10 protein-coding genes and 1 pseudogene are annotated in these 14561 nt (G+C 28.5%); 2 read left to right on the forward strand and 9 right to left on the reverse strand.

Annotated elements, in window-relative coordinates; genetic code table 11:
* Nucleotides 1-32 precede the first annotated feature (32 nt).
* From CSBG_RS00220 to CSBG_RS00240, 5 genes are all read right to left on the reverse strand, one after another.
* On the reverse strand, nucleotides 33-1451 hold the full coding sequence (locus tag CSBG_RS00220) for a potassium/proton antiporter (RefSeq protein WP_008676026.1): 1419 nt from the start codon (nucleotides 1449-1451) through the stop codon (nucleotides 33-35).
* 136 nt (nucleotides 1452-1587) lie between these two features.
* Nucleotides 1588-2148: a hypothetical protein gene (locus tag CSBG_RS00225; protein WP_008676028.1), complete on the reverse strand. Its 561-nt coding sequence runs from the start codon at nucleotides 2146-2148 to the stop codon at nucleotides 1588-1590.
* 303 nt (nucleotides 2149-2451) lie between these two features.
* Nucleotides 2452-3768, reverse strand: coding sequence for a LysM peptidoglycan-binding domain-containing protein (locus tag CSBG_RS00230; RefSeq protein WP_008676030.1), 1317 nt, complete (start codon nucleotides 3766-3768; stop codon nucleotides 2452-2454).
* A gap of 203 nt (nucleotides 3769-3971) precedes the next feature.
* Nucleotides 3972-5789 (reverse strand): peptidoglycan-binding protein, encoded by a 1818-nt coding sequence (locus CSBG_RS00235; RefSeq protein WP_008676031.1) that lies wholly within the window; start codon nucleotides 5787-5789, stop codon nucleotides 3972-3974.
* 107 nt (nucleotides 5790-5896) lie between these two features.
* Entirely contained in the window at nucleotides 5897-6616 is a 720-nt protein-coding gene (locus CSBG_RS00240; protein ID WP_235840843.1) for a PHP domain-containing protein, read from the reverse strand.
* A 113-nt stretch (nucleotides 6617-6729) separates the two neighbouring features.
* On the opposite strand from CSBG_RS00240, the gene CSBG_RS00245 reads away from it, so the two are divergent.
* The gene (locus tag CSBG_RS00245; RefSeq protein ID WP_008676035.1) at nucleotides 6730-7488 is read left to right on the forward strand and encodes a 3'-5' exonuclease; all 759 of its coding nucleotides are present in this window, start codon (nucleotides 6730-6732) and stop codon (nucleotides 7486-7488) included.
* Nucleotides 7489-7559: 71 nt separating this feature from the next.
* Here CSBG_RS00245 and CSBG_RS00250 read toward each other — a convergent pair whose 3' ends face one another.
* The 4 genes from CSBG_RS00250 to chbG all read right to left on the reverse strand — a co-directional run bounded on the left by CSBG_RS00250 (nucleotide 7560) and on the right by chbG (nucleotide 11745).
* A complete protein-coding gene (locus CSBG_RS00250; protein WP_008676037.1) occupies nucleotides 7560-8360 on the reverse strand; it encodes a MurR/RpiR family transcriptional regulator in 801 nt (266 codons plus the stop codon).
* A gap of 260 nt (nucleotides 8361-8620) precedes the next feature.
* The gene (locus CSBG_RS00255) at nucleotides 8621-9280 is read right to left on the reverse strand and encodes an N-acetylmannosamine-6-phosphate 2-epimerase (protein ID WP_333491689.1); all 660 of its coding nucleotides are present in this window, start codon (nucleotides 9278-9280) and stop codon (nucleotides 8621-8623) included.
* Entirely contained in the window at nucleotides 9280-10770 is a 1491-nt protein-coding gene (locus CSBG_RS00260) for a PTS transporter subunit EIIC (protein ID WP_008676039.1), read from the reverse strand. Before CSBG_RS00260 ends, CSBG_RS00255 begins: the two co-directional genes overlap by 1 nt.
* 237 nt (nucleotides 10771-11007) lie before the next feature.
* Nucleotides 11008-11745 (reverse strand): chitin disaccharide deacetylase, encoded by a 738-nt coding sequence (gene chbG / locus CSBG_RS00265; protein WP_008676041.1) that lies wholly within the window; start codon nucleotides 11743-11745, stop codon nucleotides 11008-11010.
* 407 nt (nucleotides 11746-12152) lie between these two features.
* On the opposite strand from chbG, the pseudogene CSBG_RS00270 reads away from it, so the two are divergent.
* Nucleotides 12153-14542: pseudogene (locus CSBG_RS00270) on the forward strand (GxGYxYP domain-containing protein).
* The last annotated feature ends 19 nt before the right edge of the window (nucleotides 14543-14561 follow it).

Here is a 14561-nt window from a genome sequence, read left to right on the forward strand (position 1 = left end):
TTATATAAAATCTTCAAATTAAATAATTCATACTAATTATTTAATAAATTATCAAAATTATTAGCACTTAATACTAAAATATCTCCCTTATTAATAATTGTAGATCCTTTCGGAACTATAACTTCATCTCCACGTTTTATCATTACTATTAATATATCCTCAGGGATATCAGAATCCATAATGGTCTTATTAACCCACTTGCTATCATCAAATATATTAACTTCTAAAAGCTTTGTACTCTTGTCTTCTTTATAGTCATTAAATGTTCTTAATACAGGAGTACTATCATCAACTAAATCTAACTTTTGTGCTACTTTTGGTATTAACGTTCCTTGTATAGCTACAGATAATAATGCTATAAAGAACACTATATGGAATATATCATTTTGTATATTAACTCCATAAGTTATAGAAAATATTGCAAAAACTATTGATGCAGCACCTCTAAGACCTACCCATGATATGAAGATCTTTTCTTTAACAGAATAATTAAACTTACTTAAAATTATAAATGTCGCTAATGGTCTTGCTATTACTATCATAAATATCGATATTGCTATAGATATACCAACTACTTGTGGTAATTTAGATGGGAAAGATAATAAACCTAAAATAAAGAATAAAGCAATTTGCATTATCCAAGATACTCCATCAAAGAAATGGAATAAACTCTTCTTGTGAGGTATCTTACTATTACCTATTATAATCCCTGCCATATATACGCTTAGATATCCATTTCCTCCAAGCCATTCACTTACTGCATAGGATAATATTGCAATGGCAGTTATAAATATTGTATAGAAACCCTCTACTTCAAAATTAGCACGTCTAATTACATAAACAGCCCCTTTAGCTAATATGCTTCCTATTAATATTCCAAATACTATTTGCTTTATTATCATTGGAACCATAGAGCCTACCCCTGTATTAGACATGAAGGTTAAAACTATAAGTGTTAACATATATGCAATAGGGTCATTACTACCACTTTCTATTTCTAACAAAGGTGCCAGTGAGCCCTTTAAGTTAAGTTTTTGAGAACGTAGTATTGAGAATACTGAAGCTGCATCAGTTGAACCAACAACAGATCCTATAAGAAACCCTTCTAATAAACTCGTACCTAATATAAAATAACAAAATAATCCTGTAAGTCCTGCTGTAATTATAACCCCTAAGGTTGACATTAATATAGATGGAACAGCTGATTCCTTAGCTGTTTTCCAATTAGTACCGAACCCTCCATAAAACATTATAAATACTAACCCTAATGAACATAGCTTACTCGTTAATTCATAATCATCAAAGTATATTCCTACAATTCCATCAGAGCCAAATAGCATTCCTAATACTATAAAAATTAAAAGCATTGGAACCCCAAATTTGTATAAAATCTTACTGGATGTTATGCAAATCAATAATATTAATCCGCATATAATCATTAATTCAATCATATTACCTCCTTAAAAATATTTATTTTATCCATTAATTATACACTAAAACTTATAATCATTCCAATCTACCAATTTTGTTCATTCTCATAAAAAAAGTAATGAATAACTATATGTTATCCACTACTTTTGAAATTACTTATTTTATTTTCTCATATATAATTGGATCTACGAATCCAAAAGTAATTTTCCCATTTTTCCTAAAAACCTCACTCACATACATCTTTTCATCTTCAATCTTTTCTTTTAAAGTAAATTCAGTTTCAGGTGTAAAATTACTAACACTTTCTCCCTCAAAAAATCCATCATTTTCTTTATAAACCATTGGAGTAAATTTCTTTGATATCTCTAACTCATTATAATCCATTATTAAATTATCATTATTATTTTTGAATTCTTCTTTACCTATTCCTTTTGGTAACTCATAAGAAGTTAACACTACTTCATTTTCTTCATTTAAATTAAATAAAAATAGATGTGGTAATATATTTGTAAATTTTCCTTGTTCATAATAACTTTCTTCTATAACAAAATATCCATTAAAATTCTTTGGTAAATTCTTTATTTTATTATTACATACACCATTTATATGCTTTGCCTTAGGGTGTATCACTTCACCAGCTGCAAGCTCTCTATCTATTTGTCCATTATTATTAAAGCTTCCACATAAATTTTCTATAAACTGTTCTAACTTTTTCAACGTTACCACTCCCTACATTTAAATAATAAAACTTAATATTTCATTATATCTTTATATATTCTTTTGAAATATATTCTAAACAAAATATTTAACGTTAAATATATCTATTTCTAAATTAATTATACTGCTTATTTTTAAGATTATCTCTTTAGAGAACCTCATTTATATGTAATTATTTATTGTTATATGAATTTATCTTTATTATAATTCACTTTCCGAATTATATGAACGCTATTCATAAAAATAGACTTACCAATAATTTATATTAAAAGTAAGTCTATTATATTTAATTATTATTGACTATTAATTTATTCTAATTACTTCTCCTGGGTATATTAAATTAGGGTCACTTATATTATTTATTTGTGCTAATCTTTCCGTTGTTGTTCCATACCTTTGTGCTATTTCTGATAAAGTGTCTCCCTCTTTTACTATATAAGTTGTAGCTGTTCCCCCTGATGTGTTTCCTGCTGAACTATTTGAACTAATTTTCAAAACTTGTCCTGGGTATATTAAGTTTGGGTTACTTATATTATTTATTTCTGCTAATCTCTCTGTTGTTGTTCCATACCTTTGTGCTATTTCTGATAAAGTGTCTCCCTCTTTTACTGTATAAGTTGTAGCTGTTCCACCCAAGGTGCTTCCTGTTAAACTATTTGAACTAATTCTTAAAACTTGTCCTGGGTATATTAAGTTTGGGTTACTTATATTATTTATTTCTGCTAATCTCTCTGTTGTTGTTCCATACCTTTGTGCTATTTCTGATAAAGTGTCTCCCTCTTTTACTGTATAAGTTGTAGCTGTTCCCCCTGATGTATTCCCTGCTGAACTATTTGAACTAATTTTCAAAACTTGTCCTGGGTATATTAAGTTTGGGTTACTTATATTATTTATTTGTGCTAATCTTTCCGTTGTTGTTCCATACCTTTGTGCTATTTCTGATAAAGTATCTCCCTCTTTTACTGTATAAGTTGTAGTTGTTCCACCTTGATTTATATTTGGAATACTAGTATTTCCTCCTGATATTAATATTCCATCTGTAAATACATCTAAAGGACAGTATCCACTTATTCCTGGTACAGTTCCTGATTCTGAATATTGGAATCCCACCCAACTATTCCATATAGGATTATCTCCAGGTGTTGTAACATCATAATTTGCTATCCATAAAGGATATTTTGATAAGATATTTGTAAGACTTGTCCTAGCAAAGTTAGTATATGTGTATACAACAACATCTTTCCCTGTAAGCCTTTTAACTTCTTCTAAAAAGGTTACGCACATATTAGATATCTCAGCTGCTCCGTATCCATCTGATAATTCAATATCTAAAGCTAATCTACAATTAAAACTTTTTCCCTTTACATAGCTTGAAAAATAATTGGCTTGAGTCTTTGCATCTACTCTTGGCCTAAAGAAATGGTAAAACCCTATTAGCATATTATTACTTCTAGCCCCTGAATAATACTCATCTGCTCTAGGATTTAAATAATAGTCACCTTCTGTTGCCTTTATATATACAACTTGAACTCCACTATTACTAACTTGATTAAAGTTAACCTCTCCTTGCCAACTTGATATGTCTATTCCTTTGTATTTTCCAGCACTTATTGATTGCATATCATCCTCTCCTCTAATGTTAAAATTTAAATATTTTAAGATATAATATAATATGCAATCATTCTCATAAATGTAATTGATACGTCACTTAAATATTTATGAGAATTATAAACATCTACCTAATCTCCTTTATAATCTTTTAAATTTAACCATCCTAATAGCTAGAATTCAGTTATAAAACTTCGATATATAATTTAAATACTCTAGTATTTCATACCATTATATACTTCTAATATTTTATTCCATGTATATTGTCCTATAATTCCATCTAGTGATAAAGCAAATAATTTTTGAAATGCTACAACAGCTTCTCTAGTTGCATTACCAAAAATTCCATCTGCTGCAATAGTAGGTATCCCAATTTGATTAGATATACTTGCTAAATAATATTGTACTTCCTTTACTTTTTCTCCTCTTGAGCCATACTTTAATAAATAACCTGGATACTTTCCATCAAATTCATTATCAGGTACTCCTGGATTACTATTGTCTATATTTTTATAAACTTCAAATACTTTATTCCAAGTAGCTAATCCTACTATTCCATCTGTAGATAACCCAAATAATCTTTGAAATTTTATAATGGCGTCCTTTGTCACATTACCAAATATCCCATCTACTGATACATTAGGTATATTATAAGACTTAGAAATTTCACTTAAATAACCTTGAAGCTCTCTTACCTTTTCTCCTCTTGCCCCATATTTCAATAAGTATCCTGGATACTTACCATCACCCTCTGGTTTTCCAATTCCTCCTCCATTTCCACCTGATTCACCTATTTCTGGCTCTTGATTTAATTCTGCTAATCTCTTTACCCCAACATAAATATTAGATATCTTATACCAAGTAGCTCTACCTACAACCCCATCTGGAGTCAAATTGAATACTCTTTGAAACACTTTAACAGAGTCTTCTGTTTCCTTTCCAAATCTTCCATCTTCAGGATAAATCCTTGGAATAGCTGGAAAATTTTTAGATACTCTATTTAATTGTTCTTGTATTACTTTAACATTTTCATTTACATCACCTATTCTTAATGAATAACCAGGATATGACTCAGGTACTCCTTCAACATATTCTGCTCTAACTAGTACTTTATCATAACCAAAATAATATTTTATTATATCCAAAGCAGACATCCCTGCCTTAGCTAAATCAACAGTACCCCATTGTGATAACCCATCACACTTTACAGTTGTTCCATTACAATATTGAGCAAAAAATGGTGTTTGATTTCCAATTGTTATAATGTACTCGTTAAAAATTTCATCGACTATCTTACTTATATTCTCAAATATATTTCTACCTTTTACAAAATATTGATCATATGCTGTTGAGTTTGTTACTTGAAATGGATATCCCATATTCCTATACCATTCTGTATAAACTCTATTTAATGCAAAGGAAATTTGACAATATACATTAGCTCTTATTGCTTCCTCTGGCCAAGTAGGATATATCTCACTAGAAGCAACATTCTTAATATAATCTATAAATCTTACTGTAACATTTTCTGCATATGAAGTAGGACTTCCTAAATGTACAGTTATAAATTCAGGTACATATACGTTTCTAAGAACAAAAGGAGCCATTGAGAAACCCATTTCTATATTTTCAGTTGACTTCTCAACACCTTGTTGATCTTGAATAATTATTTCCTCCTGGAGATTTTTTTCCCCTGATTCAATACTTGCCTCTTCCATTTCTATATCTTGTATTGAAGTTATTCCATCAAATACACTTACTCCTTCAACAATAACATCTTTATATCCTTCCGCTCTAACCTCTATATTATATAATAAATACGGATTTTCACCTTCTTCATAAGGCTCCTGAGATAACTTCCTATCTAAGGTAACTACTGATATTACTTCACTTCTTCCACTTATATCAAATGCATTTTCTTTTTCATAAACAATATTCCCTATTTTTGAATTACTAATTCTAATGCTACCGTTCGTAATTGGTAACAAATCTTTTATTCTAAACAATCTTACTAATATATTTCCTTCTGCCAATCTAATACCCTCTAAAATTATTCTTACTATATTTTACTCTATCAAATTTTAAATGTGCTATAAAGAATGCTAGTTATAAAGATCATAACTCACTACTCCGCTTATAATTAGCTTAAGTTTAGTATATTTAAAAAGTTATCTATCTCTTCATTTTCTAAATATATTTGTCCTAATGTTCCATGCTTTAAATCAACTTTCTTTAATGAATGAAAGTCAGATCCTGCTGTGTATATTATATTTTTCTTTTTAGCTACATTTATAAAGTACTCTGTCTCATTATCCTTATTTCTATAATACTTTGCTTCTATTCCATCAAAATTTAAATTTATTATTTGTTCAAAAACACCTCTATCAAGTAATGTAGGATGAGCTAAAACTACCTTTACATTATAATGATGTAAAAAGTCTATTCCAGCTGAAGTTGCTATCTTACCTCCCTCTGATTTAAAACTTAGCTTTCCCTTAAAGTAAATTTGACATGCTTTGAATTTTCTTGTACATAAATTATTTAAAATCATTTTAAATTCATCACTTTGATATTTATCATCAGTAAAATACCCTAGTATATGAACTTTATTACCTTTAAATCTAGTTGATAATTCTATCCCAGGTATTACTTTTACACCATGTATTTGACCAACATTAACTGCTTGCTTATTTCCACTTACAGTATTATGATCTGTTAATGCTATAATATCTACTCTTCTTTCTTTTGCTAACAATACTATTTCTCCTGGTTTTAGTTCTCCATCTGACTCTGTTGAATGAATATGAAAATCTCCCTTTCTGTACATTTTCTTAATACCTTTTAATTGATTGTACTTCATAATATCTAAATATATTAGTTTTTGATATACTCTTTATAGAAATTAATATAATCTACATAATAAAATGGCTACAATATAGATATGAATACTTATAGATTTAGAAAGGATTTTTAATGAATTATATAGTTTGTGATTTAGAATTTAATCAAAAATATATACCAAGTAATACTACTGATAAAAATAATAACGAATCAATTGATAGTACTATGAAACAACTTCCTTTTGAAATAATTCAAATTGGAGCTGTAAAAATTAATGAAAATCTAGAAATAACATCAAATTTTAATGAACTAATAAGACCTATCGTCTATACTGATATTAATCCTTATGTAGAAAATATAACTAAAATAAATAAAGATATGTTATCAAGCTGTGAAACCTTTTCTAATGTTTATAAAAGATTTTTAAATTTTCTAGGTGATGATGAAGCAGTTTTATGTGTATGGGGAAAGTCAGATATAAAAGAATTTCTAAGAAATATAAAGTTCAATAACTTATCTACTTCACTATTTCCCAGTAAATATATTGATGTTCAAAAACACACATCAAAACTATTTCATATTCAGAAAGGAAAACAAATTGGATTAAAGACTGCTGTTGAAATGCTAAACATAGATTTTGAAAATAAATTCCATAATGCTTTTTATGATGCGCTTTATACATATAAAGTCTTTAAAAAAATTTATAATCCATCCATAATACCTAAGATATATAATGATAATAATAGAACACATAAAACCAAAGTTAAAATTGATACTGATGCTTTATTTAAGCAATTTAGTAAGATGTATGATAAAGAAATAACAGCTGAAGAAAAATCTATGATAAAAACTGCATATAATATGGGCCGGACTGGACAGTTTGTAAAGTAATTTTATATTAGTGCCTATATTAAATTATAAAAAATAAAAATCTGCTATAATGATTTTATAGCAGATTTTTATTAATTATTAATAATCGCATTAATAGTAGTTTGCATCTTGTTACTTAAATTAATATCCTTTAACAACACCATAGATATTAAATCCAGGAGATACATAGCAGAAAACTGTGTATTAATGAATCTACTCCTATCTACAAAATTAGGATTATACACTATAAACTTTATATCTGAATACTTGCTTACTGTACTTCCCTCAAAGCCTGTAATAGATACTATCTTTGCTCCATTTTCCTTAGACTTTCTTAAAGAGTGTATTACTTCCTGTGTTTCTCCAGATATAGAAATTCCTATCACCAAATCATTTTCTGACACAATTGAACTATTTATAATCATCATATGGGAATCTGAAATACAGTGTACATTAAATCCCATTCTTAAAAGCCTTTGCATCATTTCTTTACATGTTAGTCCAGAACTACCAACCCCATAAATATAAATATTCTTCGCTTTCTTTATTTCATTTACCACTTTGAATATTTCCTCTTTATCTATTAACATTTTAGTTCTTTCTATAACTTCGTTATAATATTGATATGTATATGAGAAAATGCCATCTTCATCATTTATCGGTAATTCTACTTTATTTGATCCAAGCTTTATTTTCATATCTACAAAGCTATCACATCCAATTTTTTTAGCAAACCTTGTTATTGTTGCTCCTGATGTTCCTATTTCTTTAGCTAAATCAGTAATATTTATATTTTTAATTTTATCACCATGCTGCATAATATAATCTGCTATATCCTTTTCCTTATCGGAAAACTCATTATATTTTCTTTGTACCTCACATAAAATATCCACTTAATATCCTCCATAATCTAATATATATTAGCCTTCTTATGCTATAACTTATATTATATTTTAATTAAACATAATTAAGGTAATTACCCCAAACTATAAAATATATGACTTCAATTACATAACTGCATCTAAAGGTATGAAGTAATCAATTTATTTTTGCACTAATAATATTAAAACATTAATTGAAGTATATATATTAGAATAACATTAAAATAAGCTAAATAAAAGAGGTAGAGATTTATGTCTCTACCTCGCAAGTATTATAATGCTTTTAAAATTTCATCATTGAATTTCTTTGTAATTAATTGTGGTCTTGTTATTGCACTACCAACTACAACAGCACAAGCTCCTTTTTCTAAAGCAAGTCTTGCCTTTTCAGGAGTATCGAAGTTTCCTTCTGCTATTACTTCTGATTTACAATCTTTTATTAAAGCTTCTAACACTTCAAAATTATTCATTCCCTTAGAATGTTCTGTATATCCAACTAAAGTAGTTCCAACATAATGGAATCCTAACTCTCCAGCTCTTAAGCCTTCTTCTATAGTTGATATATCTGCCATAAATGTTTGAGAAGGATATTTTTTAAAGATTTCCTTTAAAAATTCTTCATCTTGATTTATTGTAGCATCTAAAGCTATAACATCAACTCCGGCTTCAACAAGCTCATCAACTTCCTTCATTGTTGGAGTTATATATGGCTTCATATTTTCATAATCTATTTTTATTATACCTATTACAGGTAAATCAACTTCTTTCTTTATAGCAACAATATCTTGAACACTATTGGCTCTTATACCTATAGCTCCACCTTCCTTAGCTGCTACAGCCATTCTACTCATTATATAAGAGCTATGTAGTGGTTCATTTGCTAGTGCTTGACATGATACGATTAATCCTCTATCTATTACTTTCACTCTTATTACTCTCTCCCTATAATTTCATTTATTTTTTGCTTTAATGGATCTGCTTTTGCTCCAAATATTGCTTGAATTCCACCTTTAACTTCTAAAACAGCAGTTGCTCCTAAAGCTTTAATTCTATCCTTATCTACTTTACTTACATCTTTTACAGCTACTCTTAATCTTGTTATACATGCATCAACATCATCTAAATTTTCTTCTCCGCCTAATGCTTCTAAAATTTGAGTTGCTGTTTCATTCATACTATCTTTTGTTACAACCTTAACTTCTTCACTATCTGCTTCTCTACCTGGAGTCATAACATTAAACTTAGTTATTAAGAATCTAAATGTGAAGTAGTATAATGCAAACCAAATTACTCCTACTATTAATACATATATCCAATTTGTTTTATCATTACCTTGAAGAACTCCGAATAATGTGAAGTCTATTAATCCACCTGAGAATGTATTACCAATTGATATATTTAGTATATCTGCTATAAAGAATGATAATCCATCAAAGAATGCGTGAACTACATATAACCATGGTGCAACGAATAAGAACATGAACTCGATTGGCTCAGTTATACCTGTAACAAATGATGTTATTGCTGCTCCTAAGAATAATCCACCAACTAATTTTCTCTTTGCTTTAGGTACACAATGATACATAGCTAAGCATGCTGCTGGTAATCCAAACATCATTGTAGCAAAACGTCCTGCAAAGAATCTTGTTCCTTCTGTAAATAATCCAGTATGGTTTGGATCAGCTAATTGTGCAAAGAATATATTCTGAGCTCCTGTAACAGTTTGACCTGCAACTGTTGCAATTCCACCTAATTCTGTGTACCAGAATAATGGGTAAATCATATGATGCAATCCAACGGCTCCTGTTAATCTTAGCAAGAATCCATATAAGAAAGTTCCTATTGGTCCTAATCCAGCTATTGCATTACCTGCTGAAACTAACCAGCCTTGGAATGTTGGCCATATTAAGAAGAATATTGCCCCAATAAAAATTGCTGAGAATGAAGAAACTATTGGTACAAATCTTGACCCTCCAAAGAATCCTAAAACTGCTGGTAATTGAATGTTTCCATATTTATTATGAAGATATGATACCGTTAATCCAATTACTATAGCTCCAACAACACCAGTATCTATTGATTCAACTGCTGGGTTAAAAGCTGTAATCATTCCTTTTATTGAAGCATTCATAACTAAGAATGAAACTGCACCTGCTAGACCAGCAGTACCTTTATCTTTCTTAGCAAGACCCACAGAAAGACCTATACACATAATAAGTGCTAAATTAGAAAATACTACATCTCCTGCAGATGACATAATTGAGAAAATTCCTTGTAACCAAGAAATATTTAAGAATGGATAAGCTTGTACGGTATTAGGGTTTGATAAAGCTCCCCCTATACCAAGTAATAAACCAGCTGCTGGTAATATAGCAATTGGTAACATAAAGGCTTTTCCAATTTTTTGTAACTGTTTAAACATTTATATGCCTCCTCTATTATTGAAAATTATTTTTATATTTTTTTATTATTGAAAACCTTTTTCTTTTGAATACATTTACATATTAACATGAAAATTATTTTTATTCAAGTATTTTTTTTAAAAATTTTTTCACACCTTATTGTGCATATTTTCTCTTTATAATTATATTTTGATATTACACTGTTTATTATTCAAAAAAATAAAACCGCATCACATTTAATGATACGGTTCTAAGTTCTATTTTAAAATATTCCTATAACTACAGAGTTCTATGCCTATAGAATCAATAAACTCCTTAAGCTCTTTAGATGTAAGTATCTTTAGCTCCTCTGCTCTTTTTATGTTATAAGAACTTGTCTCCATAATAAAGCTATCAATATATGCAGGATGACTCATAGTTTCCACAATTTCATATTTATCTAATTTATTTTCTAAGCTTTTAAAAGCCTCTAGACTAACTGTTTTATCATAAAAAATCCCTTCATAAGGAATTACTTTATCATAATCTAATTCATATTGTAGTCCCCCTCTTATAGGAAGATTATATTTTTCTACTAACCTTTCAATTACCGGTTTTAGAAATTCAAATGTATGAACATGATGATGTGAATCTAAATGAGTTATTTCAATTCCTATACTTTTAACTTTTTCAATTTGAGCGCAAAACTCGTTGTATATTTCTTCTAAACTAAACCTCTCCATATCCTTATCTGGATTTATCCTTTTATAAAAAAATCCATTTTCATCTATAATTGTTTTATGTGAATTTAATACAGGTTTATATGCCGACAAAGTTAGATGCACCCCACATCCTAGATCTGGGTATTCCTTTAATAATTCAACTGCATGATCAAATCCTGGCATTCCAGCCATTATTGAAGTACTCCTTACAACCCCATTTCTATATGCATCAATTATTCCATAATTGGCGCCTCTGCTAAGCCCAAAGTCATCGGCATTTATAATTAATCTCATACTATTTCTCCTTTCCCTTTCTATATAAAATAATCTTAACAAATTAAAAGTTAACCTAAATACCTAAACACCTAAATAAATTTATAACTATTATATTCTTTATAAATCATAAAAATAAGTAAATACTTTAATCTCCATTTAACACATATTAACTTAAATAAAAGCATTCTAACTGCAACTAAGTTTTGCAAATTAAAATTATATTTAATTTACGTCTTTCCTTAATTTATTTAATATTTAAAAATAACTATATATTATGCATTATAAATTATAGCATCATTGTATAAATACTTCCAATATTGTATTTATCTTTCTATGCTACCTGATTGCTATTATGAATAAACTAAACTACTGTTACTAATCCTAATATATATCAAATAATAATTGTATATGTGAGGTGTTTACTAATGAAAAAGTCTCTTAAACTTTGTTCCATAATTCTTTTAACTATACTCTACTCACTTGCACACATTAGCTACTATCCTAAGGCATTTTCAGAATTGAATCTAAAAGAAAACTCTGCAAATAATAATACTTTACCTCATCACTTTCGAATGATTTCTGCTGAAACTAATCTAGCAAAAAATCAAGATATTAACTTAAAAGGGTTAGATAAGTTGAATATTTCTGGAAGTGGTCAATTTTCTGAATCTGGCCTTTCTTTAATAAAAAATTCTATACCAAATAAATTTTCTATAATAGATGTTGATTTAAGGCAAGAATCTCATGGATTTATAAATGGAATAGCTGTAAGTTGGGAAAACTCAAATAATAGTGCTAATAAAGGTTTAAGTTTACCCGAAGTCTTATCCGTTGAAAATAAACTTTTAGAATCTATTAAGATCGGTACTCCTATAACTTTTTATAATACTAAAGATACTGTAATTCCTGAATCTGTTCAAAACGAAGAAGAACTTGCTAAATCAAAAGGAATGCAATATATTCGTATTCCTGTAACAGATGGCAATTTACCAACAGATGACATGGTAAAATATTTCATTGATTTTGTTAGTAAGTTACCTAATGATACTTGGCTTCACTTTCATTGCAAAGAAGGAATAGGCAGAACTACTACATTTATGATAATGTACGATATTATGAAAAATTATAAAGACGTAAGCTTGGATGATATTATTAAACGCCAAGTAGTATTATCAACAATAAGTGATAAAAGTGCTCAAGATTTTTATACTGGAAATCATTTTAAGTTTTTAAGTGATTTTTATTATAGTTATACAGCTAAAAATACTTATTCTATGAATTATCAAAATTCTATCAATAGCTTAAATGATTATTACATTAAAAATTGCATTTTACCTAAATATTTATATGTAATTTCTGATACTGATATGAACAAAGAAGAGCAGACTATGATTTCTGCTCTTCAAGGCATTATATCGAGTAAATCTGACTTTCAAATTTATATCCTTCCTTCTAATCAACCTGATTACAAACTGTGGCTAGATGACTTAAATAAAAATTATAATATTAGCTATGAAAATATATCAGACCCTTGGAAGCTATTAAATATCTTTAAACATAATATCAATGGTTACATATTATATAGCAATTCAAATCCTTACTCTATCAACAATGCCTGCTCTCTTGCATCACTAAAAAATTCCCTACCTATTGATGAATCCCTAGAATCTAAAGTTCAAAATTACGAAATAACTAATCTAATTGAAGATTGTAGAAATACAGGTAAACACTGGGCCTATAAAAGTTTATGGAATTCAGGATTAAATCATACTACAGTTATAGAGCTATCTCCCGAAAAATCAATGGCTTTAAGAGACTATGCAATAATGTCAAAATCACTTATATTCTATGAATATGATATAAATGATTTTTCATTAAGAAAGGATATATTCAGCTCTATGGATGATATTGCTCGTTGCCTAGGATGGGGCCCTGATGAGTTTAATAATGTAAGTATAGCTTCAAAATATGGCGTAGATACTATCGCTGCAGATTGGTCCTATAATTTATCCGTATTGAGTTCATTTCCTATTAATGTACAAACTCAAAAGCACCACAATGACGTTCCAGCTGAAGATAATATCCATTATGTGACCTTTATTATGTCTGATGGGGATAATCAGCAATGGCTACTAGGAAGCAATTATAGTTCAGAAAAATGGTATGGATCTAAAAATAGAGGAAACTTTAATTTAGGTTGGACATTAAGCCCATCTCTTTATTATTTAGCACCTACAGTATTTAACAAATACTATGAAAGTGCAAGTTCATCGAAGTATTCTGATTACTACATTGTTTCTCCTTCTGGAAATGGCTATATATATCCTAGTAAATTTCCAAAAACTAAATTGGATAGCTATACACAGAGATTAAATAACTATATGAAGCAAGTTGATCAAAAATATGTATTAATAATCGATGATAATGCTTTATACGATAATTCTTTATGGGACAAATATACTTCCTGTCCAAACATAGAAGGTCTATTTTATCTTGATTATAAAAAAATAATAATTACGAAGGTAAAATAGTTTGGTCCAACGACAAACCTATAGTATCTTGTCGTGATTTACTTTGGAACAACCTAGAAGATGAAAAAGAACTAATTAAAAATATTAATTCTAGAGTTGAATTGGGTTATACAAATATTAAAACCCCAGAATCCTATACCTTTGTTTATGTTCATGTATGGAGTAAAACTATGGATGATGTTCAACATGTAGTTGATAAATTAAATAACAATCCTCAAGTTAGAATTGTTAATCCTGATATTTTTATGAAATTGATTAAAAATAATATACTTGCTACTTATTGATAAATTTATTTTTTAAAGA

Source organism: Clostridium sp. 7_2_43FAA, from assembly GCF_000158375.2.
GTDB lineage: Bacteria > Bacillota > Clostridia > Clostridiales > Clostridiaceae > Clostridium > Clostridium tertium.